The following is a 22,922-nucleotide window of genomic DNA, read 5'->3' as shown; positions in this document are numbered from 1 at the left end:
ACTATGATTATCACAAGAACTGATACTTAGGGTCGAGACCATGAGAAAACCCTTGTCCAGGAAATGTGAAAATAAGCAGGAGCATGCTTGTCATCCTCCGAGAAGGCTTGTTTTCGTGTTTTTTCGGATAAGGGTTATTTTTATTGAAAGCGAGGCAGTGCTGTGGCAGAAACATCCAGATTCCCTGAGCGTGGCACCGATGATAAAAGTGGTATCGTGCCTTTTCAGCGAAAACATGTGAAGAAAAGAAGTAAGGATTTGCATGCATTTAAAGGCTACTTATTCGATTTGGACGGTACGATCTACGCGGGAAGTAAGCTTTTGCCGGGTGTGTTGAATACGGTAAATTGGCTGCGTGAGCAAGACAAATCGATCATGTTCGTTACGAATACAACCATTCGTACCAAGGAAAGCGTGCAGATGAGGCTTAGCGAATTAGGCATTTCTTGCGAGGTGAATGAGGTGCTCACGGCCTTATGTGTGGCTGGGAGATTTTTTCAAGAGCATGAGCCGGATGCCTGCGTTCTCATGATTGGTGAACAAGCGATGGAACAAGAATTGGCGCTGTATGGCGTCAAGATGACGATGGACCCGATGCTGGCGACACATGTCCTTGTCGGCTTGGACAGACAGTTTACCTTTGAGAAGCTAACAGCTGGCGTGAATGCTCTTCGAAACGGGGCTAAGCTGATTGCAGCTAATCCCGATCCCTTTTGCCCGATTGATGATGGGGTGATCCCGGATACATGGTCGCTTGTGAAAGCACTGGAGACGGCCAGCCTGCAGAAAACGGTCCGTGTGATTGGAAAGCCCTCCAAATATTATGCGCAAAAAGCTTTTGATCTGCTGAAAATCCCGCCGTCCCAATGCCTGATGGTTGGGGATCGCTTATCCACGGATATACAGTTCGGGAATTCAAACGACATGTACACCGCTCTTGTACTGACAGGTGCGGACTCTAAGAAAGACATTGTACAAACAGGGATTGAACCTGACTATATTTTAAATCAGCTTAGCGAAATTAAATCCAAAAACCTTTAGGAGGAAAAACAATGAAAAAAGCACTAGTCTCATTACTTATGGTCACGTTGGTTGCAACAGCTTGCGCGAAGGGAGAGAGCAAAACAGAAACCAAAACGGCAGCAGCACCGACAGCAAGCGCCGCAGCAACGGCGAGTACGAAACCGGTTGAATTGCAGTTTTACTTTCCAGTAGCCGTCGGTGGACCAATTACGAAACTGATTGATCAGTTGGCTGACGATTTCCATAAAGAAAATCCGACAATTACTGTGAAACCTGTGTATGGTGGCAGCTATCAGGATACGATGACCAAGGTTGCGACAGCTGTACAAGGGGGGAACTCACCTGACTTGGCGGTATTGCTCTCAACTGACCTGTACAGTTTGCTTTCCATGAAAGCTGTTGAGGATCTGACACCTCGCTTCTCCAAGGATTATTTCAATGGATTCTACGAAGCTTTTATGGGGAATACGAAGTCAGGTGATACGGTTTGGAGTGTACCGTTCCAACGCAGTACGATCGTACTCTACTACAACAAGGATTTATTTAAGAAGGCAGGTCTTGATCCGGAGAAGGCGCCGGCGAACTGGACGGAACTGAAGGAGTATGCAGCGAAGCTTACGACGAGTGACAAATCGCAGTGGGGGCTTGAAATTCCTAGCACGGGTTATCAATACTGGATGACGCAAGCCCTTTCCCTGCAAACCGGTACGAACATTGTTTCAGCCGATGGGAAGCAAGTATTTTTTAACAAACCAGAAGTTCAGGAAGCTTTGCAGTTTTACACCGATTTAGGACGCAAGGATAAAGTCATGCCGGAAGGTGCACTCGAATGGGCAACCGTTCCTTCCGATTTCATTAGCGGAAAAACGGCCATGATGTACCACACAACAGGAAATCTGACAAAAGTCAAAACAGATGCGAAATTCAACTTTGGCGTAGCGTTCCTGCCAGCCAATAAAAAGTATGGTTCACCGACTGGCGGCGGCAACCTGTATGTGTTCAAAAATATTCCTGAAGACCACAAAGCAGCATCCGTCAAGTTTATTCAATTCCTGACGCAGCCTGATCGAGTCGCACAGTGGTCAATTGATACAGGTTATGTAGGTACGACAAAAGCTGCTTATGAGACAGACAAGCTGAAAAACTACATTAAGGATTTCCCGCAAGCTGCCGTAGCAAGGGATCAACTGAAATATGCAGACAGCGAGCTTTCTACCTATCAGAATGGTCAAGTAACAAAGCTATTTAACGATAATATCCAGGCAGCGCTGCTAGGAACGATGACGCCGAAAGAGGCATTGGACAAATCGCAGCAGCAAGCGGATGACATTTTGAAAAACTTTCAAAAATAACAGCGTTAGATAGCGAAAACGAAAGGGAAGTGTTCGGCTAATGGAGGTTAACTCCCTGTTATTGGCCAACACTTCCCTTCCGCTCGCTTTCACGAGTTTGTGAGATAGAAGGGGGATCTATTCGATGCAACCGGCACTTCGTACAAAAAGCAAGATCAACTGGAAATTACATGGTTTCGCCTATGCGCTGCTCATGCCCTCACTGCTGTTCTTAGGGGTATTTACGTTTTACCCTATTCTGAAGTCGATCTATTGGAGTTTCTATAGCTCTGATTTCACCGACAAGACATTTGTCGGGTTTGACCAATATGCGCATGTTTTTCAGGACGATATTTTCCTCAAGGTTTTGAAAAATAATGTACTGCTTGCTATTGGTACAGTTCCTGTGAGTATTTTGTTGGCCATGTATGCAGCCATTTGGGTGAACAATAAGCTCAGAGGTACCGGCTTGCTTCGTGCGCTATTTTTCTACCCGACAGTCATTCCGATGATCGCAATAGCAAATATATGGTTGTTTATTTATACACCCAGTTATGGTTTGCTTGATAAGTTTCTTGGCGTATTTAGCATACCGGCTCCGCATTGGCTGGGCGATCCGCAATGGGTCTTGTTTTCGATGATGCTCATGGTGATTTGGAAGGAAGCCGGCTTTTTTATGATTTTTTACTTGGCTGGCTTGCAGAATTTACCGAAGGAAGTCTATGAAGCGGCAGCCATGGAAGGGGCAAGCCCTCTGCAGACCTTCAGAAGGATTACGTTCCCGCTTTTAATGCCGACAACACTATTCGTTATGATTATTGCCACGACGAATTCTTTTAAATTGGTGGATCACCTGTATGTGATGACGAAAGGCGGCCCGAACAACGCAAGCAACTTGCTGTTGTACCATATTTATGAGACGGCTTTTAGTTTCTGGGATATGGGAAAAGCTTCAGTCCTTACCGTCGTTCTACTCGTTATTCTACTGAGTATTTCGATCTTTAACTATGCATTTCTGGATAAACGTATCCATTACTAGAGAGGGGTCAGCGTCATGGTCGTTAAGATCACCAACCGGTTTGTCATTGCGCTGCTGGCTATCGTTTTTGCAGTTCCGCTCGTTTGGGCAGTTTTCACCTCGTTTACACCGTCCAGTGAGGTCATCACCCGTGTAAATCCCTTTGCCATTGAGCATCCCACCATTCAAAATTATATGACCGCTTGGCACACGATTCCTTTTCTACGCTATTATTCCAATACGATCATCATCGTCTTCGGCGTGCTGGCTGCACAGCTGATAACGGCAACCCTTGCCGCTTATGCGTTTGCCCGATTGAATTTCGCAGGACGAGGCTTCATGTTCATGTTGTTTCTTGTTCAAATTATGATTCCGCCTGACATTCTCATTTTTCCGAATTACACGATCATGAAAGAGTTAGGCCTTGTTGATACCAAATTGGCGATTATGCTGCCTTATTGGGCCTCATCGTTCAGTGTGTTCCTGCTTAGGCAAACGTTTAAGCAAATCCCGATGGATTTGGACGAAGCTGCGAGAATGGACGGATGCCGTTGGTGGCAAATCCTCTGGCACGTCTATTTACCTTCCGCCAAGTCAACATATTTGGCCTTTGGCTTAATCTCCGTCAGTGCGCATTGGAATGATTTCATGTGGCCGCTCATTGTTACGAATTCCATTGAAACGAGACCGTTGACGGTAGGAATTGCGATTTTTGCCCAATCGTTTGAGACGGGAGCGCAATGGGGGACTGTAACAGCGGCTACGGTATTAGTGATCCTGCCTCTTTTAACGGCCTTTTTCGTATTCCAACGTCAGTTTGTGGAAAGCTTCATGCATTCGGGGATTAAATAATAGGGGGTATTGAAATGAATTGGCAAAATGAAAAGACGTTGGTCTTGGCTCACCGTGGGTCGGCAAGTGAAGCACCTGAAAATACGTTGGCTGCTCTTCGGTTAGCGCTTCAACAGCAATGCGATGCGATTGAGCTGGATATTCATCTCACGAAGGATGGAGAAATCGTAGTTTGTCACGATGAAACGCTGGACCGGACCACGAATTTGCGTGGATGCATTGGCGAGATGACGCTCGCCGACATCCGGCAGGCAGATGCGGGCACTTGGTTTTCAGATGAATATGCCGGGGAGCATGTCCCTTTACTCCGTGAAGTCCTTGAGCTGGTGCCTCCGGAAATCGGCTTGAATGTGGAGCTGAAGCTTAGCTATGGCGGCAGCATTGAGCACAAGGTCGTTGCCTTGCTGCGCGAATACGGGCGGCTAAGCTCAGTCATTTTTTCCTCTTTCGATCATCGCATGTTATACCGCCTCAAGCAGCTCGCACCTGAAGCCCGAATCAGCCTTGTCTATGCCGGCAAGCTGCTGCGTCCGCTTCGATTGATTGAGGATTTTGAATTGGAGGTAGAAGCGGTTTCATTGCATCATGCGATGGTTGAACGAGAGGATGTCATCGCGATTCGCAACAGCGGCAGACAGGTCATCGTCTGGACAGTGAATGAGGAAGAAGCAATGAAACGGATGCTGGATTGTGGTGTTTCGGCAATTATTACGGATTATCCGGCGAAATTAAGGCGGATTGTGGGCTGATAGGACAAATCAAATAAAAAAGCGGCAGTCTAGAACTTATTACAAGTCTCTAGCTGCCGCTTTTTATTATGCGGATTGGTCTAATTGCTAACCTATTCTGACTAAGTTTCGTTGGAGCACGGTATCTCCTGGTTGTGGGGTGAAAGGAGTATTCGTAACACCTGTTACATTTGTAATCAGTTTTGGATCTTCGTTTTGTTGTATTCGCACTTCATACTTAAAGCCTACCTTCGACACGTCAGCAAACAGGAAAACAGATTTATTGGGAGCAATCGTTACTGTACATATTTTTCTGCCACAAGGACTTACCTTCAAAGGTACTGGAGAGCCGTTAGACCAGTCGAAAACTTGTACCGTCACTCTGCGGGACCGCATTTTATTTAAGTTAACGATGTCTATTAATGCAAATTTTGTTTTCTTAGGTCTGCGCAAAATACCGGTTGATAATGTAATTCGCTTTGTTGACATGAACAACCAACGCTCCTCTCCTCTAATAGTACAGTAGATGTCGAAACTGCTTGAAAGGTTTGTATAGTTGCCCTTGGGGGAATTTCCAAATTTATGAATAAATTACTCCGTTATATTGCATGCTAAAAAGAAAAAACTTGGAGTATTTATGCGCTTTCCCAGTTGGTTAAAAAGGCAGCGAAGTGCACGGCCAACCCGTTCACTCGCTAATTTGTCTCCCATACCTAATGTTGAGGTTGAGTTATCTTTAAGACGTCAATGGTTCCAAGAACAATTGAAAAATTGTGCTGACATCTGTTTTCATGAATGCCTGATAGGTGACATCTCTTGTGTATTTATTTTTATTGAGGGTCTTGTCGATCAACAAATGCTTCAGGAGCAAGTTATTGCTCCGATGTTATATGAACTGAGCGTAGCGTCGACAGAGGAACTCGTTCAGCACATTCTTCAATTTAAGCAAATCCCGGTTTCCTCCTTAAGCAGCAGTAAGGAAGTAGGTCTTGTATTACAAAGCTTGTTTGAAGGCACGATTGTTTTATTAATCGAAAATGAGCCCCAGATGGTTTTATTTCCAATGAAATCCGTCGAAAAAAGGGCGATTCAACAAGCGGAAAATGAGAATGTCATTCGCGGACCGAAGCAGGCATTCGTTGAGGATCTATCGGTTAATCTGACAATGATCCGCAAAATCATCAAACATCCGGCTTTGAAGGTTGAGAAGTTTCAATATGGTGAGTACACGAACACTTATGTAACCGTGTGTTATATCGAAGGGATCTGCCAACAAAAATTGGTGGACGAAGTAAAAAAACGAATATCGAGAATAGAAATAGACGGTGTATTGGGAAGCAGTTATATTGAGGAATTTATCGAGGATAATCCCTTTTCTCCGTTTCCTCAAGTGCAGTATACAGAAAGGCCGGATACCGTGTGTGCAGCGCTTCTTGAAGGAAGAGTTGCTATTCTTGTTGATGGAACGCCTGTACCGATTTTGATTCCAGTTACCTTGTATATGCTGCTTCAATCTGCTGAGGACTACTATCAAAGATTTGTAGCAGGTACATGGATACGATGGATTCGGTACTTCTTTTTGCTCATTTCTTTTTTGCTTCCTTCCGTTTACATTGCGGTCACAACCTTCCATCCTGAAATGCTTCCGCCAAATCTACTGATTGCTGTAGCCGCAGCAAGGGAAAATGTCCCTTTTCCCGCTATTATTGAAGCAATTATTATGGAAATCACATTTGAAGCGTTGAGAGAAGCGGGTTTGCGAATTCCGAAGCCAATAGGACAAACGGTATCCATTATCGGAGCCTTAGTCATCGGGCAGGCAGCTGTGCAAGCAGGTATTGTTTCCGCTCCAATGGTCATCGTAGTCTCTATTACGGGCATAGCTTCTTTCATTATTCCGCATTTTGATTTGGGCTTGACTTTCCGTTTATTGAGGTTTCCGGTGATGATTCTTGCAGCGTCCCTGGGACTTTACGGCGTCATACTATGCATTATCCTTATTTATCTTCACTTGGTGACACTTCGTTCATTTGGTACCTCGTACCTTTCCCCAACGGCACCGATTGTATTTCGTGATTGGAAGGATGTGCTGATTCGGGTTCCCATGTGGATGATGAAGAGAAGGCCAGCGCTATACGGCACAGAAGGCGATCAAAGATTGACGTATAAGCCCAGACCGCAAATTCCTGAAGATGATGGTGATTAAACTGTGCTCGAACTTAAAAAGCGCAAGGTATTTTGCTGCGTTTATCTCTTTATTACTTCTAACTGGCTGCTGGTCCAGGATTGAAATCAATGATCATGCCTTTGTGACGGCCATGTTTATTGATTATTCGGAAGATGGTGTTTATGAAGTTTCATTAGGATTTCCCCTCCCCAATCGGATGTCTAACGGTCTGGGACTAACGGGTGCTCCCAAAGGTAACCCTTATTCCATTGTGACGAAAAGAGGCGAGAGTATCCCCGTAGCTATTCGTAAAATCCGATCGGATCTTTCAAGAGAAATATCTTGGGGTCACTGTCGCGTCATTGTCGTTGGTCGGAGAATGGCGGAATTTGGGATAGATCAGTTGTTAGAGTTTACTGCACGTGAGCCGAATTTCCATACGAAATCTTTCCTATTTGTATCCCCAACAAAAGGTCTTGATATTGCCAAATTGACTCCTGTGTTTGAACGGCTGCCGTCAGAAGTGCTGCGTGAGTTTGCCCAGAGGAATGTGACGCTGGGCGCGACGGTCAAAGACTTTTTGGAAGCGGAGGCATCGGGCGGAGATATGGTGACCGGACTGCTGACAATTAGGCAAATGGAAATGATCAGTGAAGAAGGAAAGATGAGCACATGGGTTGGAACGGATGGGGCAGCTCTTTTCAGAAGCGGTGTCATGGTTGGAACGCTGGATGTCATAGGTATGCGGGCAGGACTCTGGTTAAATGGAAAAATGAGCAGCTCTATGAACTCAATCAAATCCCCAACGGATGGCAAAACGATCTCTTTTCTCATTCAAACATCCAAATCTTCCATTAAACCATTGATCAATGGTGATCAGATTGGTTTTGATATTCATATTAAAGCGGATGATGATGTTCTGTCATCTGAATCTGATATCGATCTGATGGATCCAAAACAAATAAAAGCTCTTGAGGAGCTGCTTTCGGAGCAATTGAAGGACAGAATTTTACGAACGCTGCAAACTACGCAATCTGAAGAGGTGGACGTCTTTAACTTTGGAAGAATTCTTAGTTGGAGATATCCCAAAGCATGGCAGCAAATGAAGGGGAATTGGCGTGAACAGTATAAAAAATGCGAGTTCCATGTAGTTACCCAAATTTCCGTTAAACGGACCGGAGCAGAAAAGAATGCAATCATCAGGAACAATAAGGAATAGGAGGATTGCTCTTGTGATTGGCATAACCATTGTTTTTATAGGGATAACATCGTATGAGATGAGCTTTTTAATTCGACACAAGCGTAAACCGAGAACATATTGGATTACGGGCTCATGTATTGTAGCGGCATATTTGTATCTGACGGTTATTTATTTGTACCAGGATTTACCAAGCTCTAACCAATTGATTGAATACCTATTTCATTTTCAATAAATCCAGTTGTTGACGAGAGGATGAAAGCAAGCATGCAACGGATCAGTCAAGTGGAGTTAGGTTTAATGCTTGTTTTGTTTAATTTCTCAACGGCTGCCGGGTTCCTTATAGGTCCTCTCACGGGTGTAGCAGGTTATCAAGGGTGGTTAAGCGTAATAATAGCCCACGCCTGTGGGCTACTTATAGCAAGCTTATCGATTTGGTATGCCAAGAAGCGGCCAAACGAGTTTTTCATTCATTATGGGAAAGAAGTTGTTGGCAAATGGCTGAATCTCATGATGATGATCATTTATTGTTTTTTCTTTATTCATCTTGCAGGGATGGTACTTAGACAAGCCACGGATTTCTTGGTCCAAATTTATTTGCCTTCTACCCCAAGTTGGGTTATTGCAAGCTCATTTGGTCTCGTGATCTCTATCGCTGTGAGATCAGGGATCGAAGCCATATTTCGATGTGCCGCGGGATTCTTTTTTATCATATTTTCTACAGCCTCGATTGTCCCTCTTTTAGTGGGAAAAGAATTAAACTATGACCGGACAATTGCCTTAATAACCAGTCTTAGTTGGAGAGATCTGATACATACGAGTTACCCGTTCGTCCCTTGGTTTGGAGAAATGTTTTTAGTTATTTTCATCTTTCCCTTTCTTGCAAAGGCAGAGAAAACGGTTCGGACTTTATTATGGTCCTCGTTAATAAGTACCCTATTTTTTGAAGTTTACTTTTTGTTATGTATTTTGTTATTTGATGCGCCGCTAATGGCCCATTTCACATATCCCATTTTGGAAATGCTGCGGTTTATCCGCATTGGGGATTTCCTGGAAAATTTAGACCCCATTGTAGTTGCCATATGGATGGCAGGACTATTTATTAAAATCAGCATTTTACTTTACATGGCGGTTTTTATATCCTCCCAACTATTGAAGCTCAAAGACTCACGACCGTTATCCTTCTCTTTTGGCGCGATAGCGGTGGGCATGGCGATGCATTCCGTAAAAAACTTAATCGAACTTAATGATTTCATCTTGCATTCCTGGGTGAACTTTGCCTACTTTGTCGAATGTTCCCCGCTCATTTATTGGGGAATTTCCATCATCAAAAGGTACGTACAGCGTTCGCGGACAAGCCAGAATGTAATGGAAGAATAGAATTATTGTTTTTCTGTTATTACTTTTTGTTGTGAAGAGAACCAAGAGTAGCATTTTCTTCTATCATGACACTCCTGCTTTTTGATATACCGATCCTTTGGGCTGTATAAATGCCGGTGTGACCTGAAAACAAGAAGCTGATGATGCAGCCGATGAACATGTACACAGCACCTTCCGCCCCGAATAGTTCGATGCCCATAATAAAACAAGCAATTGGTGTATTGGTTGCGCCGCTGAAAACAGAGATAAATCCAATTGCCGCCAGGAACGGAGCAGATAGATGTAGGTATTGAGCTAGCGAACTTCCCAGAGTCGAGCCAATTGCAAATAATGGGGTGACTTCTCCGCCTTGAAAACCTGCACCTAAAGTGACCGAAGTAAAGATGGTTTTAAGCAAGAAGGTAAGAGGGGCCACACTCTCACTGAATGACTGCTGTATCAGCGGAATCCCCAAGCCGAGATAATCTCTTGTACCAAAGAGGTATACCATTCCGATAATGACGAATCCGCCACAAAAGCTCTTCATGACCGGATTCTTGAAAACTTTCGTAAATAATGCTTTTAGGCGATGGGTTAGTTCGCTGAAGAGCAGGCCTGCTAATCCAAACAAGACGGAAGCCATCACAATTTTCAACAAGAGAAGTGTACTAAAATCCGGTACTGCCCCCATGGAATAGTGAAGATGATGGATTCCCCAAGCTGTGGTAACTTTATCCGCTACGAAACTTGCAATAAAACAAGGGATCAATGCTTCGTACCGGACGAGGCCAATCACAAGAACTTCAAGGCCAAATACCGTGCCCGCTAGGGGAGTACCGAAAACAGAGCCAAAACCACTGCTGATTCCACACATCAAAATGATTTTACGATCGAATGGATGGAGTTTAAGAATTTTACCAATCCATTCGGATAAACTTCCCCCCATTTGTACCGCTGTTCCTTCCCGGCCTGCCGAACCTCCGAACAAATGGGTGACGAGGGTCCCAAATAGAACGAGTGGCGCCATTCGGAAAGGGATCTTTCCATTGCCTTCGTGTATTTGCTCCAAGATGAGGTTATTGCCTTTGGACGAATCTTTGCCAAATTTAACGTATAGGTAACTGACCACAGCTCCTCCGATAGGCAAAAGCCATAACAGCCACGAATGGTTCGTCCGTGTGTTCGTTGCCCAATCCAAACTTGCCAAAAACAGGGCAGACGCAGAACCTGTTAAAATACCGACAAGTCCACCAATTACAATCCACTTGAGCATGGATGCAAGGATGCCAAAGTGAATCCACCTTTCTGCGTAACCCTTCATCCTTAACGTATGACCTTGGAAATAACGTTTCAACTGCTGTCTCTCCTTTATTGTGCAGGTATAAACAAAAAACTCCTACCAGTTTCATGCCAAATAAACTGGTAGGAGTTATTAGCGCAAAGGCGGTTAATGGCGAACTCCATCGCCTATAAAATTATTAGTACTTTTATTAGTATACGCATATCCGGTATTTATATCAAGGTGTTGTCCAGTTTTTGTAAGCGATTTAAAAACTAATTGACAAATCCTGCACAGGAGACTATTCTAAAACTACTTAAACGTTTACGTAATCCATTCGATGTTATGCAAAGTAGGGAAATTACCGTATGAATCCTCCGACAATTAAAGATGTGGCCAAGGCAGCGAATGTTTCTGTCGCTACGGTTTCCCGGGTGCTTCATAACCTTGCCGGCTATTCGGACAGAACCAGACAGAAGGTTATGCAAGCGGTGGAAGAGCTGGGTTATCAACCTAACGCCATAGCAAGAGGGCTCGTTAATAAGAGGACTCAGACCATTGGCGTCTTGTTTCCGCATGTGTCCAGCAGCTTCTCATCCGATATTCTTCATGGTATTGAGGAGACTGCTCAAGAAAAAGGGTTCAGTGTCATTGTGTGCAACACGGCTGAAGAAGGCAAACGGACCATGAAGTATCTGCAAGTTCTAAGGGAGAAGCAGGTAGATGGCATTGTTTTCACAAGCGAAGTGCTGAAGGATGAATACTATCAAGCAATTAAGGAAATGCGAGTTCCCGTTATACTTGTAAATACAATGTCCCAAAAACATATGATCCCGTATGTCAAAGTCGATGATCGACAAGCGGCTTACCATGCGACCAACTATCTCATTCAAAAGGGACACCGGGAGATCGCCATGATCAGCGGTTCGCTTAAGGATCAGATAGCGGGTTATCCACGCTTGGAGGGGTACCGTCAGGCTTTGGCTGACAATGGCATTGAATACCTCGAATCGCGCGTAGCCATTGGCGGTTTTCAATTGGAGCGCAGCAGGGATGCTATGAAGAAGCTGCTGACAGAAGCGCCACCTTTTACAGCTGTGTTCGCGGCAAGCGATGAGATGGCCATTGGCGCCATGAATTATGCTTTTGAACAAGGGATCAAGATTCCGGATGATCTTTCGATCATAGGGTATGATGATTTAAAATTTGCGAGAATGGTTTACCCGCCGCTGACGACCATCCATCAACCGCTGACAATGATGGGACGTTTGGCCTCAGAGAAGCTGATTTCTTTAATTGAACAAAGTGAAATGCAAGTGTCGAGCAGCATCGTAAGCCATCAATTGGTGGAAAGACAAACCGTGCGATCCAAGCCTTGAAAAGGGCTTCTTTTTCAGAATTTTAAGTAAACGTTTAACCTAGATGGCTGCTACATGAAGGGCTTAGAGTCATAAAATTGAACAAGTTTCATTTTTTATGGGTGGTGATGTGAAGCAAGTTGGTTCGTTCTTTTTTTTCTCCCTTAAGTAAACGTTTACTCTTACTGAAGCTTAGTCTTACTCATATTTATTCTTTTATAAAATGGAGGTTTCTTCGATGAAAAAAACAGTTACAACGATTTGTACAAGTGTCCTTGCTCTTTCCGTCCTAGCAGGCTGTGGAGGCGGGAAGACGAACAGTGAATCTGCTTCCAATCCGGCAACTTCAGCTGCATCCGGAGAGAAAGTGAAACTCGAGTTCTTCCAGAATAAAGCGGAAGCGAAAGCCTCCTTCGATGAGCTGGTGAAAAAGTTTAACGATGCGAATCCGAACATTGTCGTGACTCAAGTAAACCCGCCGGATGCGGAAACGGTTCTGAAAACGCGTGTTGCCAAAAAAGATGTGCCTGATGTTATTGGTCTCGGAGCAACGGATACGTATGCTCAGCTATCCAAGAGCGGATTATTTGCAGATTTTTCGAACGATTCTCTGACAGCCAATATCCAGCCTTCCTACATAAACATGTTGAAAAAACTGACAGGAAGCGATCAACTTAGCGCGATTCCTTTTACAGCGAATGCAAGTGGCGTTATTTACAATAAAACGATGTTTAAAGAGCTGGGTCTAAGCGTTCCGAAAACCTGGGATGAATTGCTGGCTACTGCGCAAAAAGTGAAGGATGCCGGTAAAACTCCGATCTATTTGACGATCAAAGATTCTTGGACGGTGATGGTGCCATTTAACTCCTTGTCAACCAACATCTTGGGTATTGATTTCTATGATAAAAGATCCAAAGGCTCAGTGAAGTTTGACAGCCCGGAATTCCGCGAAGTAGCTGACAAGCAATTAAAGCTTCTTGATTTTGGTCAAAAAGATATGATGGGCAAGGGTTATAACGATGGTAACACGGCTTTCGCGAAAGGTGAATCTGCCATGTATCTGCAAGGGGTATGGGCTATTCCAGAAATCAAAAAAGCGAATCCTAGCATAGATTTGGGTGTATTCCCATTCCCGGCGACGAATGACCCGGCTAAAAATAAAGTTATTTCCGGCGTGGATACGCTGTTGACCATTTCCAAAAGCAGCAAGCACCCTGAAGAGGCCAAGAAATTTATTGAATTCATGCTGAAAACGGAAAACGTTCAAACTTACATTGATGAGCAAAAAGCGTTCTCTGCCGTGAAAAATGTGAATCAAACCGATGCCAGTGTACAGGATCTGAATGCTTCGTTCACGAGCGGCGCCATTGAGGACTTCTCCGATCACTACATTCCTGGTGCTGTTAAAGCGGATACGATTATCCAAAGCTACCTGCAGAAGAAAGATGTCAATGCTTATGTGAAACAATTTGATACCGAGTGGGATAAAGTTGCTAACCGCAAGTAAGCGCCGACACATATAGAAGAGAGCGCCGTAAGGTGCTCTCTCCCTATTTATAAAGGAGGTTCATCATGGTTTCAAAAAAAGCGGCGTATTACAGTATGGCAATACCAGCGTTGCTACTGTTTTTCGCTTTTCATACCTTTCCAGCTCTACAAGGCATTTATTATGCATTCACCAATTGGGATGGGTATAGTGAAGGTTACGATTTTATAGGTTTTAAGAATTTTATTAACCTTTTTCAGGATGACAATGTCATTAACTCCTATTTGTTTACGTTTAAATACGCTATCGTCGTTACTATATTTATTAATGTAATAAGCTTGCTCATTGCACTAGGTCTTAACTCACGTATTAAATACCGTAATTTCTTCCGAGGTGTTTATTTTCTCCCTAACGTGCTTGGCGTACTTATTGTCAGTTATATCTTCAACTACCTATTTTCCAACGTTGTTCCTACCATGGGGGAGAAATTAGGAATCGAGTTTCTTTCCACCAACATCCTGGGCAATGAACAATGGGCATGGATCGGCATCGTGATTGTAGCTGTATGGCAAGGCATTGCGTTTAATACGATTCTATATCTCTCTGGACTTCAAACGATTCCACAAGATATCTATGAAGCCTCTTCTTTGGATGGGGCCGGTAAATGGCAGACGTTTTGGAAAATTACGTTTCCCATGATCTCCTCCTTTTTCACGATCAATATGGTGCTTGCCATGAAGGGATCCCTTATGGTATTTGACCAGATCGTTGCTTTGACAGGAGGCGGACCTGGACGCGCGACGCAGTCCATTGCTTTCTTGATTTATCAAGGCGGCTTCCAAGGCGGAGAATTTGCCTACCAATCCGCGAATGCTGTCATCTACTTTATCGTGATTGTCGTCATCTCTGTCCTACAGCTTAAATTTTTGCAGAAACGGGAGATGGAAGCCTAATGACCAAACACTCCACGAACTGGATCGTCACAACTTTGATCGCACTGGGATCATTACTTATTTTGTTCCCTTTATATATGGCGGTTGCCATTGCTCTAAAGAATCCGGAGGAAATGGCGATATCAGTCTTTTCGCTGCCGACGGGATTGCATTTTGAAAACTTCGCAAATGCCATTGAAGCGACCGACTTTTTCACGGCTTTTGGAAACAGCTTTGTGATCACTGTATGTTCCGTTGGTTTCATACTCTTAACCAATTCACTTGTTTCCTATGCGATTGCGCGAAATATGAACAACAAGTTCTTTAAAGGCTTATATTTTTATTTCATCAGTGCGATGTTCATTCCTTTTCAAATTATTATGCTTCCAATCGTAAAGCTGACAACGAATCTGCATATGAACAATATGCCGGGATTAATTATTCTCTATATCGTGTACGGACTTGCTTTTAACATTTTTGTGTATGTCGGGTATATCCGCACGATACCGATTGAATTGGAAGAAGCCGCTACGGTTGACGGTGCTTCCACGTATGGCACCTTCTGGCGCATTATATTCCCTCTTCTTGCACCGATTAATGCTACTATCGCCATTTTAAGCTGCTTGTCGACGTGGAATGATTTTATGCTGCCGCTTATTATTTTAGGCAAACCGGAATCCTACACGCTTCCTCTTGTGCAGTACGTGTTTCAAGGCCAATTCAGCACGGATTTCAACTTGGCTTTTGCCTCGTACCTGCTGGCGCTTGCCCCAATGGTCATCGTCTACTTGATTGCTCAAAAGTGGATTATTAATGGGATCACGCAAGGCGCTGTGAAGTAGAAAAAGAAATAGAAAAAGGCAGTGTCCCTACTTCGGGCACCGCCTTTTTTTCGATGGGCGTACATTCAACTAAATTGTCCAGAGCATCTAATTATCTAGTAGACGTCCTTGATCATTCCATTGACCGTACATGTTGTTTTCTCTAGTATTGGTTATAAATTTGTCGAGTCTGCTCTTGAACAATTCTGGCTGACTTTTAATGCTTTGTATGGTATCGATTCGAACTCTTCTATAAAGTTCAGGAAATGCCATGAAATTATCATATACTTGCTTTTCCTTTTTAAGCCTGATCTCTATCTCTTCATCTATTCTAAAAGAATTGTGATTCATATCAGGAAGAACCCTTCTTCCTTCGTCCCTCATTAACCCCAACTTCTCGAGGCGGCGGACCCGTTCTTTATTTAATTCAGTCCATGAACTTTTTTTAGTTCTAGGGGATAGTCTTTGAGCCAACTCCGTTTCGGAAATCTTCTTCTTGACTCCATCGATCCATCCAAAGCATAAAGATTCCTCGACTGCGTCCAAATATAACAACACATCGGTGGTGGGCGTCATACTAACCAGGACCCAGCAGCACTTTTCAGATTTGCCATTGTTCTGCAGCCATATTCTGAAATCTGCTCTCGATTCTACTGGAATAAAATTTTCAATTTCCACTGAATGACCGTTTGTTGGATATAACTTTATCAAGGAACTTATCTGCGTCACTATTAAACTTCCAAGCAACTCCAAACTTATCAACCAACATTCCGAAGCAGGAAGACCAAGGCATTTCTGATAACGGCATGATAACATGACCACCTACAGACAAATTAGCAAAGTAATTTTCTAGTAGCTGCGTGTCATCGATAACGATAGTAATCAGGATATTGTTGCCTTTAACCAACTCGCCCGTTACACGCTTCATCGAAGGCAATATATCCGACATCATGATTTTCCCGCCTGCAAATTCGATGGAAGACTCCATAATCATAGTTAATTCATTTTCTGGCAATGGATAGTTTGGATCTTGCGGGAAATCGCTGAATCTTACTTTTTTTACCTCGGTTGCATGTAGAGCCTTCGAATAAAATTCAATGGCTTGTTCTGTGATTCCATCAAAGTTTAAATAGGCAATAGCTGCCATAAAACCACTCCTCTTTCTTGTGATAAATGAAGTATACTAGATAAGTGGTGACATACGTATGTCACCTTTTTAAAATAAAGGAACAAAAATGGAGGGGGAAATATGGAGAAGGTTGAGAGATTATTATCGATCATCATGATATTGCTGAAAAAAGATATCGTTTCAACAAAAGTATTTGCACAATTATTTAACGTTTCCAAAAGAACGATTCTTCGAGATATGGAAACCCTGAGTTTATCAAACATCCCGATCTATTCGGTCAATGGAATTCATGGAGGTTACGGCATTATGGATGAATACAAGGTTGATAAACGTCTTTTAAGCACCTCAGATTTGGAGAATATATTGACTGCTCTCGGTGGATTGGGACAAATCCTGATTAGCGAAGAAGTTGAAGTGACCATAAAAAAAATAGAAGCCATGGTTAGCCCGTTATCTCCGAAAAGTTCAATCCAACTGTCCTTTTATGAATGGGAGGGAAGGTCTGAGATACTTCAAACCTTGAAGATATGCCAAGAATCGATATTAAAGAATAGGTTAGTAACCTTTGATTATATAGATAAAAATGGCACCACAACGAATAGAGTTGTCGAGCCCTATCAGCTTCATTTTAGTGAATCGAGCTGGTATTTGAAAGGATTCTGTTTACATCGACAGAGTTATAGAACTTTTAAATTATCACGGATCGATCATCTTCTTATGGATGAAAATACCTTTAACCCTAGAGATTATTTATTGGAACAGGAACATGAAGCAAGCTATCAACCGGAATTAGTCGCTATTAAGGCGTTGATTTCGCCGAGCATAAAAGATAAACTTCTTGAAAGGTACGGTCGAAAGAGCATTGAAACCTATAGTTCTGAATACTTTTTGGCCACCATTTATGTTCCTCAAAATAGTATTGGCTTTCAATTTTTAGCGGGCTTCGGGACAAATCTGGAAATCATAGAGCCGAAAGCCTATGTTGAAGAGTTTCGAGATTATTTGAAAGAAATGGTAGAGAGGTATACGTTAAAAGATTTAAAGGAGGATTACCATGTTTGAACATATCAATCAAAGTTATGAAGGAATAGACTTTAGCAATCAAGATTTAAGGTATGGGGAGCTAATCAGCTGCACATTTCATCGATGCATATTTGCTAACGGATCATTAGAAGAGATTACAACAAGGAACTGCCGTTTCGTTGAATGTAATTTTCGAGGGGCCTCGTTAAATAGCTCCGTTCATAAGGAAACCGCGTTCGAGAATTGTAACTTTACCGAAGCGAATTTATTTGTCTCAAAGTTTGAAACATGCAAAATGACAGGTTCAGATTTCTCCAGTGCCCAATTAGATGGAATCACCATCTTTCAAGGAGATTGGTCTTATACGAATTTGAGAAGAGCCAGATTGGTTAAGCAAGATTTACGTGGGATTAAATTTTTAGAATCAGATTTAACGGAAGCCAATTTAGAAAAAGCCGACTTAAGAAATTGTGATCTTACGAGAACATTGTTAGCTAGAGCAAAATTACAGGGAGCTGACGTAAGGGGAGCTAAAATGGATGGCGTGGATTTCAAAAGCCTTACGCTCAAGGGGTTACGAATGGATACAGAGCAAGCCGTGTTGTTCGCAATCTCACATGGAGCCAAAGTAAATTGATCAATGGACAAAATTCAATCAAAACTATTGACGAGATATCCAACCGATGCTAATATAAACTAATTCCTAGTGGATAACTTGGTATATTTTATCCGACAAGTGATAGGGGAAATAGGAAAAGTAAGGATCGGGAGGGTAATCATGAAAAAAACAAGATTGGTCAGTTTATTTGTTATTTTAGCTGTGTTCGGTAGTTTGCTTGCAGCCTGCGGACAAAAAGAGAGCAGCAGTGCGACAGCAAGCCCAGCGGCAAGCACGAAAGCAACGGAAGCGGCGAAAGGTGCTGCGGATTTAAGCGGAAAGAAAATTGCACTTATTATGCAATTCAATACAGGCACGTTCTCATCTCAATATGTTGAAGGTGTGAAAGAGCAAGTCGAAAAGCTAGGCGGGAAAGTTACGGTATTCGTTGCCGATACGGACCTTGCCAAAATGGCTTCCAATCTGGATGCAGCCATTAACCAAAAATTCGATGGCATTTTAATTGACCACGGTACAGCTGAAGCACTTGAGGCTGGTGTGAAAAAAGCAGTCGAAAAGAAAATTCCGGTTGTTAGCTTTGATTCTATCCTCACTGTGCCAGGCGTAACTTCCCTGGAGCAAGGCGACCAAAAAATGGCCGAAGCAACCTTGGAGCAATTGGCCAAAGATGCAGGCGGCAAAGGAAATATCGTGAAAGTATGGGTTGCCGGTTTCGCACCTATGGAGCGCAGACAGGAAGCCTACCAAGCTTTCCAGAAGAAATATCCGGATATTAAAGAAGTAGCGGCATTCGGAACGGCCAAAGACCCTGCTTTGGATACCCAAACACAAATGGAAGCGATTCTTAAAAAGTACCCGAACAAAGGCGATATTACAGCGGTATGGGCAGCTTGGGATGAGTTTGCAAAAGGTGCTACCCGTGCGATTCAACAAGCAGGCCGTACGGAAATTAAAGTATACGGTATCGATCTTAGCGATGAAGACTTGCAGCTTCTGCAAGATCCAAAAAGCCCTTGGGTAGCTTCTGCTGCCGTAGATCCAAAAGATATCGGACGCGTTCAAGTTCGTTACTTGTACCAAAAGCTGCACGGTGATCAAACGCCAGAGAAAGTTGTTTTGGATCCAGTGTATGTTTCCAGAGAGCAACTGCCGAAAGACAAACAAGTGAATACAACGCAGCTTAGCGAATATGTAAAAGGCTGGGGCGGAAGCCAACAAGGCTATACGGATTGGTTGAAAGCAGCAGAAAAAAAATAATCGGAACAACGGGGTCCCATCGCCAAATCTGCGATGGGACTTTCAGATTGCCAAGAGAGGTGAAGGCGGATGTCGAGGAAGGATAGCGCAGCTTTATTACAAATGAGTGGCATCTCCAAATCGTTTGCCGGTGTGAAGGCACTGCAGGAGGTTGATTTTGACCTGCATGCAGGTGAAATTCATGCCTTGTTAGGTGCGAATGGAGCTGGGAAGAGCACATTGATGAAAGTTTTATCCGGTGCCTACACGTACGACATCGGTCAAATTGCCATAGGCGGTCAAACGCAATCGATTCAAGCACCCAAGGAAGCGATGGCTCAGGGCATCTACTGCGTTTATCAGGAAGTGGATACAGCGCTGGTTCCTGAGCTTACTGTCACCGAAAACGTGATGATGGACCGCATGGTTCATGGCGGCGCTTGGGTTAGCTGGCGCAAGCTGCATAGCGAAGCTGAAGCGATACTTGCGAAGATCGGCGCAACGTTCTCGGTACGGCGTAAAGTAGATGAGCTGAGCATTTCGCAGAAGCAGCTTGTTTTGATTGCCAGAGCGATGGCGCACAAAGCGAAAATCATGATCTTCGATGAGCCGACGGCGCCTCTCAGTCTGGAGGAATCAGAGCGGCTATTTCGCATTATGGATAGCCTGAAGCAGGAGGGAGTGGGGATTGTCTTCATCTCCCACCGATTGCAGGAAGTGTTCCGGGTGTCCGACCGGATCACGATCATGCGCGACGGCCGCCAGGTGCTCACGCAGGCGGCCGCTGATATGGACATCGCCGGTGTGATCGAGGCGATGCTGGGCAAGACCTTCACCGAGGAGTTTCCCAAAGCCAATGTGCCCATTGGCGAAACGCTCCTCGAGGTGAAGGGACTGCGCCGCGGCACGAAGGTGCGCGGCGTCAGCTTTGCCCTCCGCCGAGGTGAAATCCTCGGCGTCGTGGGGTTGGTCGGCGCCGGCAAGACGGAGCTGAGCCGGCTGATCTTCGGCGCCGACGCCACGGACGGCGGCGAGGTGTGGCTCAGCGGGCGCAAGCTTGCGCTTCGCCAGCCGGAGGATGCCGTGCGTGCCGGCATCGCGCTTGTGCCCGAGGAGCGCCGCAAGCAGGGCGTCCTCGTAGAGGAGACCGTGAAGCGCAATCTGTCGCTGCCGATATTGCGCAAGCTGAGCTCGCTGGGCTTCGTGCGGCAGCGCGAGGAAAGCGAACACGCCGCGAAGATGGTGGCGCAGCTCGGCGTGCAGCCGAACGACCCGAACCGCGTCGTCAAACATTTAAGCGGAGGCAACCAGCAGAAGGTTGCCGTAGGCAAATGGCTGCCGACGAATGCCGACGTCTATATGTTTGACGAGCCGACCAAAGGTGTTGACGTTGGCGCGAAAAGCGATATTTTCCGCCTCATCGGGCAGCTGGCGGCAGAAGGCAAAGGCATTATTTATTTATCATGCGAGCTAAATGAAATTATAGGAATTGCTGATCGCATTATAGTGATGAGTTATGGTTCAGTCGTGAAGGAGCTCACCCGAGAGGAAGCGACGCAGGATCTCATTTTAACGTATGCGAGTGCGGGGGAGGCCGAATAACATGAAAGAAAAAAGCTTGGATTTTTCCTTTAAATATGGCGCGTTATTCATTATTGCTTTGGTCATCGTCGTTTTTTCGATTATTAATGAAAATTTCATGACCTATGATAATATTGCCGATATTTTGCGTTCCATTTCAATTGTCATGTTTGTTGCTATCGGGGTGACGTTATCGCAAATTGTAGACGGCTTTGATTTGTCCGTAGGCTCGACAGTTTCGTTGGCGACGGTAGGTGCGGCGGCGTTGATGGTCTGGTACCAACAGCCTTTGATTATTGTCATTATCGTTCCGATTATCATTGGAGCCGTTATTGGGCTTTTGAATGCACTCCTGATTGTGAAGGTACGGATTCCGGATTTGCTCGCGACTTTGGCTGTGATGTACATCATTGGTGGTGTCCAAAAGACCTATACGAAAGGTTTTTCCATCTATAACAATATGCGTTTCCAAGATGGGACCGTAGCCAAAGGGAAGTTTACGCCGGAGTTTCTATGGATTGGCCAAGGCAAGCTGCTCGGTGTGCCTGTGCCGGTTATTCTCATGCTGGTGGCTGTAATCGCCGTTCATATTTTTCTGACGTATACGCGTTGGGGTCGGCAAATGTACATGACAGGCGGAAATCGCGAAGCTGCCCGTTTATCAGGCATTTCCGTGAATAAAATCCGTCTGGCTGCGTACGTGCTATCGGGGATTTTTGCTGCGTTCGGAGGGATCCTCTATGCTTCTCGTGTAGGTTCCGGTCAAATTGACGCGGGTGCTCCTTTGCTGATGGAAGCTGTTGCTTCCGTATTTGTGGGTTATTCCGTGCTTGGCGCTGGAAAGCCGAATGTGATTGGGACGTTTTTCGGAGCTGTTTTGATCGGTATTTTGCTGAATGGTTTGACGATGCTAAATGTCCCTTATTTTGGCTTCGACATTGTCAAAGGCGGCGTGCTGGTGCTTGCTTTAGCGATTACGTTTGTTCATTTAAATCGCAAGAAGGCTTAAGAGGTTACCTCCGCCGCCAAATGTCTCAGTAACGCTGAATTTTAGCGGCGTTGGGTGTTCTTCACCCCAAAATTCGCTCCTACCGGGCTCTTAACAAGCTAAACTATAGAGGAGAAGTTAACTCCTCCAACGATTCCTCCCCAACGGGAACTACAGGGCGCTATTTCATCGAAATAGCGCCTTTTTCGCGCGGAGGGGAACTGTGGGCCGTTATTTGTCCGTTTTCTTAAGGGAAACGGGATCAGGCGGGCAAATAAGATCCTGTAGTTCCGCTGAATGCGGAAACGGGCTGAATTTGCTAGCATAGCGGCTTGTAATTCCTCTAAGGTGTATCGTAACCAACTTAACGCTAGTATGAGGTTACACCTCCGCCAAAATGTCTCAGTAACGCTGAATTTTAGCGGCGCTGGGTGATCTTCACCCCTAAAATTCGCTCCTATCGGGCTCTTAACAAGCTAAACTACAGAGGAGAGGTTAACTCCTCCAACGGTTTCTTCCTGACAGAAGTTAACTCCTCCAACGGTTTCTCCCCAGTGGGAACTACAGGGTGCTATTTCAACGAAATAGCGCCTTTTTCGCGCGGAGGGGAACTGTGGGCCGTTATTTGTCCGTTTTCTTGAAGAAATCGGGTTTAGGCGGGCAAATAAGGTCCTGTAGTTCCGCTGAATGCGGAAACGGTTTGAATTTGCTAGCATAGCGGCTTGTAGTTCCTCTAAGGTGGGCGACGAAGTCATTTATCCCTGTTAAATTATATAATTCCAATTGATTAACTA

The 22,922-nt window shown here is 44.5% G+C and carries 21 protein-coding genes and 1 riboswitch; of the genes, 17 read left to right on the top strand and 4 right to left on the bottom strand.

Annotation, left to right across the window (positions count from 1 at the left end; translation table 11 throughout):
- The first annotated feature begins 162 nt into the window (after positions 1-162).
- The 5 genes from ACKTT9_RS29620 to ACKTT9_RS29600 all read left to right on the top strand — a co-directional run bounded on the left by ACKTT9_RS29620 (position 163) and on the right by ACKTT9_RS29600 (position 4,973).
- Positions 163-1,041, top strand: coding sequence for an HAD-IIA family hydrolase (locus ACKTT9_RS29620; RefSeq protein ID WP_407868785.1), 879 nt, complete (start codon positions 163-165; stop codon positions 1,039-1,041).
- 11 nt (positions 1,042-1,052) lie between these two features.
- Entirely contained in the window at positions 1,053-2,375 is a 1,323-nt protein-coding gene (locus tag ACKTT9_RS29615) for an ABC transporter substrate-binding protein (protein ID WP_407868784.1), read from the top strand.
- 124 nt (positions 2,376-2,499) lie between these two features.
- Positions 2,500-3,393: a carbohydrate ABC transporter permease gene (locus tag ACKTT9_RS29610; protein WP_407868783.1), complete on the top strand. Its 894-nt coding sequence runs from the start codon at positions 2,500-2,502 to the stop codon at positions 3,391-3,393.
- Between the two features lie 15 nt (positions 3,394-3,408).
- Positions 3,409-4,224: a carbohydrate ABC transporter permease gene (locus tag ACKTT9_RS29605; RefSeq protein ID WP_407868782.1), complete on the top strand. Its 816-nt coding sequence runs from the start codon at positions 3,409-3,411 to the stop codon at positions 4,222-4,224.
- A gap of 14 nt (positions 4,225-4,238) precedes the next feature.
- A complete protein-coding gene (locus ACKTT9_RS29600) occupies positions 4,239-4,973 on the top strand; it encodes a glycerophosphodiester phosphodiesterase (RefSeq protein ID WP_407868781.1) in 735 nt (244 codons plus the stop codon).
- 87 nt (positions 4,974-5,060) lie between these two features.
- On the opposite strand, the gene ACKTT9_RS29595 is transcribed toward ACKTT9_RS29600, so the two are convergent.
- Entirely contained in the window at positions 5,061-5,441 is a 381-nt protein-coding gene (locus ACKTT9_RS29595) for a hypothetical protein (protein WP_407868780.1), read from the bottom strand.
- A 148-nt stretch (positions 5,442-5,589) separates the two neighbouring features.
- Between ACKTT9_RS29595 and ACKTT9_RS29590 the strand changes: the two genes are divergently transcribed.
- From ACKTT9_RS29590 to ACKTT9_RS29580, 3 genes are all read left to right on the top strand, one after another.
- On the top strand, positions 5,590-7,158 hold the full coding sequence (locus ACKTT9_RS29590) for a spore germination protein (protein WP_407868779.1): 1,569 nt from the start codon (positions 5,590-5,592) through the stop codon (positions 7,156-7,158).
- Complete coding sequence (locus ACKTT9_RS29585) at positions 7,145-8,338, top strand: Ger(x)C family spore germination protein (protein WP_407868778.1); 1,194 nt, start codon at positions 7,145-7,147, stop codon at positions 8,336-8,338. The genes ACKTT9_RS29590 and ACKTT9_RS29585 overlap by 14 nt, the downstream gene beginning before the upstream one ends.
- Positions 8,339-8,584: 246 nt before the next feature.
- Positions 8,585-9,697, top strand: coding sequence for a GerAB/ArcD/ProY family transporter (locus ACKTT9_RS29580; protein ID WP_407868777.1), 1,113 nt, complete (start codon positions 8,585-8,587; stop codon positions 9,695-9,697).
- A gap of 19 nt (positions 9,698-9,716) precedes the next feature.
- Here ACKTT9_RS29580 and ACKTT9_RS29575 read toward each other — a convergent pair whose 3' ends face one another.
- A complete protein-coding gene (locus ACKTT9_RS29575; RefSeq protein WP_407873140.1) occupies positions 9,717-10,997 on the bottom strand; it encodes a voltage-gated chloride channel family protein in 1,281 nt (426 codons plus the stop codon).
- Positions 10,998-11,092: 95 nt separating this feature from the next.
- Positions 11,093-11,153, bottom strand: a riboswitch (Fluoride riboswitch).
- 170 nt (positions 11,154-11,323) lie between these two features.
- Here ACKTT9_RS29575 and ACKTT9_RS29570 point away from each other — a divergent pair.
- From ACKTT9_RS29570 to ACKTT9_RS29555, 4 genes are all read left to right on the top strand, one after another.
- Positions 11,324-12,334 (top strand): LacI family DNA-binding transcriptional regulator, encoded by a 1,011-nt coding sequence (locus ACKTT9_RS29570; protein WP_407868776.1) that lies wholly within the window; start codon positions 11,324-11,326, stop codon positions 12,332-12,334.
- Positions 12,335-12,551: 217 nt separating this feature from the next.
- Positions 12,552-13,820 (top strand): ABC transporter substrate-binding protein, encoded by a 1,269-nt coding sequence (locus tag ACKTT9_RS29565; protein WP_407868775.1) that lies wholly within the window; start codon positions 12,552-12,554, stop codon positions 13,818-13,820.
- 65 nt (positions 13,821-13,885) lie between these two features.
- Entirely contained in the window at positions 13,886-14,752 is an 867-nt protein-coding gene (locus ACKTT9_RS29560) for a carbohydrate ABC transporter permease (RefSeq protein ID WP_407868774.1), read from the top strand.
- A complete protein-coding gene (locus ACKTT9_RS29555; protein ID WP_157318866.1) occupies positions 14,752-15,573 on the top strand; it encodes a carbohydrate ABC transporter permease in 822 nt (273 codons plus the stop codon). Before ACKTT9_RS29560 ends, ACKTT9_RS29555 begins: the two co-directional genes overlap by 1 nt.
- 87 nt (positions 15,574-15,660) lie before the next feature.
- On the opposite strand, the gene ACKTT9_RS29550 is transcribed toward ACKTT9_RS29555, so the two are convergent.
- Both ACKTT9_RS29550 and ACKTT9_RS29545 read right to left on the bottom strand, forming a co-directional pair.
- On the bottom strand, positions 15,661-16,230 hold the full coding sequence (locus tag ACKTT9_RS29550; RefSeq protein ID WP_407873139.1) for a YdeI/OmpD-associated family protein: 570 nt from the start codon (positions 16,228-16,230) through the stop codon (positions 15,661-15,663).
- Positions 16,220-16,699 (bottom strand): VOC family protein, encoded by a 480-nt coding sequence (locus ACKTT9_RS29545; protein ID WP_407868773.1) that lies wholly within the window; start codon positions 16,697-16,699, stop codon positions 16,220-16,222. Before ACKTT9_RS29545 ends, ACKTT9_RS29550 begins: the two co-directional genes overlap by 11 nt.
- A gap of 102 nt (positions 16,700-16,801) precedes the next feature.
- Between ACKTT9_RS29545 and ACKTT9_RS29540 the strand changes: the two genes are divergently transcribed.
- The 5 genes from ACKTT9_RS29540 to ACKTT9_RS29520 all read left to right on the top strand — a co-directional run bounded on the left by ACKTT9_RS29540 (position 16,802) and on the right by ACKTT9_RS29520 (position 22,149).
- Positions 16,802-17,743, top strand: a complete 942-nt coding sequence (locus tag ACKTT9_RS29540; RefSeq protein ID WP_407868772.1) for a helix-turn-helix transcriptional regulator — start codon at positions 16,802-16,804, stop codon at positions 17,741-17,743.
- On the top strand, positions 17,736-18,341 hold the full coding sequence (locus ACKTT9_RS29535) for a pentapeptide repeat-containing protein (RefSeq protein WP_407868771.1): 606 nt from the start codon (positions 17,736-17,738) through the stop codon (positions 18,339-18,341). The genes ACKTT9_RS29540 and ACKTT9_RS29535 overlap by 8 nt, the downstream gene beginning before the upstream one ends.
- 141 nt (positions 18,342-18,482) lie before the next feature.
- On the top strand, positions 18,483-19,580 hold the full coding sequence (locus ACKTT9_RS29530; protein ID WP_407868770.1) for a sugar ABC transporter substrate-binding protein: 1,098 nt from the start codon (positions 18,483-18,485) through the stop codon (positions 19,578-19,580).
- Between the two features lie 69 nt (positions 19,581-19,649).
- Positions 19,650-21,161 (top strand): sugar ABC transporter ATP-binding protein, encoded by a 1,512-nt coding sequence (locus ACKTT9_RS29525; RefSeq protein WP_407868769.1) that lies wholly within the window; start codon positions 19,650-19,652, stop codon positions 21,159-21,161.
- 1 nt (position 21,162) lies between these two features.
- The gene (locus tag ACKTT9_RS29520) at positions 21,163-22,149 is read left to right on the top strand and encodes an ABC transporter permease (RefSeq protein WP_157318860.1); all 987 of its coding nucleotides are present in this window, start codon (positions 21,163-21,165) and stop codon (positions 22,147-22,149) included.
- Positions 22,150-22,922: the final 773 nt, after the last annotated feature.

Source organism: Paenibacillus sp. P36 (assembly GCF_045866505.1).
Taxonomy (GTDB): domain Bacteria; phylum Bacillota; class Bacilli; order Paenibacillales; family NBRC-103111; genus Paenibacillus_E; species Paenibacillus_E chondroitinus.
Note: the sequence above shows the minus strand (reverse complement) of the source record. Positions and strands in the feature narration are given on the sequence as shown.